The organism is Moorena sp. SIO3I6 (genome assembly GCF_010672095.1).
The window spans coordinates 1-2,561 of the sequence record NZ_JAAHHU010000636.1 but is presented as its reverse complement, the minus strand read 5'-3'; the positions used below and the strand labels follow the sequence as shown (position 1 = coordinate 2,561).

Annotated in this window: 2 protein-coding genes; one reads left to right on the top strand and one right to left on the bottom strand. The window is 44.0% G+C overall.

All coding sequences use genetic code 11. The features are described from left to right. Positions 1–2,194 (top strand): peptidase domain-containing ABC transporter (locus F6K49_RS40660; RefSeq protein ID WP_293106587.1); only part of this gene is annotated, 2,194 nt, incomplete at its 5' end. Here F6K49_RS40660 and F6K49_RS40655 read toward each other — a convergent pair. After that, positions 2,185–2,349 (bottom strand): hypothetical protein, encoded by a 165-nt coding sequence (locus F6K49_RS40655; RefSeq protein ID WP_293106584.1) that lies wholly within the window; start codon positions 2,347–2,349, stop codon positions 2,185–2,187. The genes F6K49_RS40660 and F6K49_RS40655 overlap by 10 nt on opposite strands. Positions 2,350–2,561: the final 212 nt, after the last annotated feature.

Below are 2,561 nucleotides of genomic sequence, written 5' to 3'. Positions count from 1 at the left end.
TGACCAAAGGTCAATCGCATTACCCGAATCCTTACCTGTAGTTAATCAGGGTCAAGAGCACAGCCGAAAATATCCCTTTAAAAGTGGCAGAGGTATTTTAAAAGAGACCTTAGCCTGCTTCGAGATGCTCAGTGAGTATCTCGAAGTCCCGTTTAAGCGGGAGGTCATCCAAAGAGTGATTACTAACCAGCAAAAAACCGGCACCATTACTTTACCATTTTGCGCTGCTATCGCTGATTTAATGGGATTGCAAACCCAGCTAGTCAAGATAGCAGCAACGACAATTACTCAGCTGCCAACACCAGCTCTGATCCGTTGGGAAGATACTTTCGCTGTTGTCTACAACGCCTCACCAAAAGAAGTGGTACTGGGGATACCAACCTCTGGTGGCATCAAACGCCGTAAATTATCTACCTTTATCGACATTTGGGGCAAATCCGGTCAAGTACTGCTACTAAAAGAAGCAACAACTACCCCCAAGAAAAAGTTTGGTCTTTCCTGGTTTATACCAATACTATCTCGCTATCGTCAAGTACTCTTTGAAGTATTAATCGCATCCTTTTTTGTCCAACTCTTTGGCTTAGTCAATCCTTTAATGACCCAGGTAATTATCGACCAGGTAATTGGTGGTAATAGCCTAGATACCCTCCATGTCCTGGGAATTTTACTAATAGTTGTAGCACTGTTTGAAGCCATATTAAGTGCTTTACGTACCTATTTATTCTCTGATACTACTAACCGGATTGACCTAGCCCTCGCCTCCCAGGTAATTGACCACTTGGTGCGTTTACCAATGAGTTATTTTGGAAAACGTACCGTTGGGGAATTAGCAACCAGGGTTCAGGAATTAGAAAAAATTCGCTCGTTTCTGACCGGAACAGCCTTAACTGTAGTCTTAGATGCAGTCTTTTCTGTGATCTATATTGCCGTGATGGTGCTCTACAGTCCCCTACTTACCCTAGCCGCATTAGCTGTTGTGCCCTTGTTTATCTTGCTGACCCTAATCTTTTCACCAATATTGCGGCGCATGTTAAGGAGTAAGGCCCAGCGCAACGCACAAACCCATTCTTACCTGGTGGAAGTGCTTAATGGTATTGAAACCGTTAAATCCCAAAACATTGAACTACGATCTCGTATGTCTTGGCAACAGCGCTACGGTGGTTATATTTCAGAAGGGTTTAAAGCCGTTAAGCTCTCCACTACTGCTAGTTCAATCAGCAATTTTCTCCATAAATTATCCAGTCTCTTAGTGCTATGGGTGGGAGCTTATTTAGTACTCCAAAGTGAATTAACCCTAGGAGAATTAATCGCCTTTCGGATTATTGCTGGCTATGTCACCAGTCCCCTGCTGCGGCTGTCTCAACTGTGGCAAAACTTCCAGGAAACTGCTCTATCAATTGAGCGTCTGAGCGATATTCTTAATCACCCTCAAGAATCCCCAGTAGAACAACAGAATAACTTAACCATGCCACCGATTACAGGTACTGTTAAATACGAGAATATTTCCTTCCGGTTTGGTAATAGTGGTCCGTTGCAACTCAGTAAAATTAATCTCGACATTCCCGCTGGTTGTTTTGTAGGGATTGTGGGACAAAGTGGCTCTGGTAAAAGTACCTTAACCAAGCTTTTACCCCGCTTCTATGAACCCTTAGGGGGTCGAATTCTAATTGATAACTATGACATTAGTAAAGTTGAACTCTATTCCCTACGACGTCAGCTAGGGATTGTTCCCCAGAACCCTCTGTTATTCGAGGGGACAATCCATGAAAACATTGCCCTGAATAATCCAGAAGCTACCACTGAAGAAATTATTGCTACTGCTAAAATAGCTGCTGCTCACGATTTTATCATGGACTTGCCCAATGGCTACAACACTCAGGTGGGAGAGCGAGGTTCAGCCTTATCTGGGGGACAGCGACAGCGAGTAGCGATCGCCCGTGCGGTTTTGCAAAATCCACGACTACTAATTTTAGATGAAGCCACCAGCGCTTTAGACTATGAAACGGAGCAAAGGGTCTGTACTAACTTAGCTGAAGCCTTTAAAGGTCGTACTGTTTTATTCATTACCCACCGACTCAGCACAATTAAAAACGCTGACTTGATTTTAATGATGTCTAAAGGAGTCATCGAAGAGATGGGAAATCATCAAGAATTAATGGCTATTAAAGGGCGTTATTATTGTCTTTATAAATAGGGAGCAGGGAACAGGGAACAGGGAGCAGGGAGCAGGGAACAGGGAACAGGGAGCAGGGAACAGGGAATCGGGAATCGGGAATCGGGAATCGGGAATCGGGAATCGGGAATCGGGAATCGGGAATTGGTAACAGTAATAATATTTGACTGTTTCACTACTGAAATAGATTGTTATTACTCCCGGTCTTAGTTTTTTTTCTGGTGCAATCTCTCAAATAAATGAAAAATTACTACTCCCTATTCTCAATTCTCAATTCTCAATTCTTAATTCTCAATTCTCAATTTCCGACTCCCGACTCCCGACTCCCGACTCCCGACTCCCGACTCCCGACTCCCGACTCCCGACTCCCGACTCCCGACTCCCGACT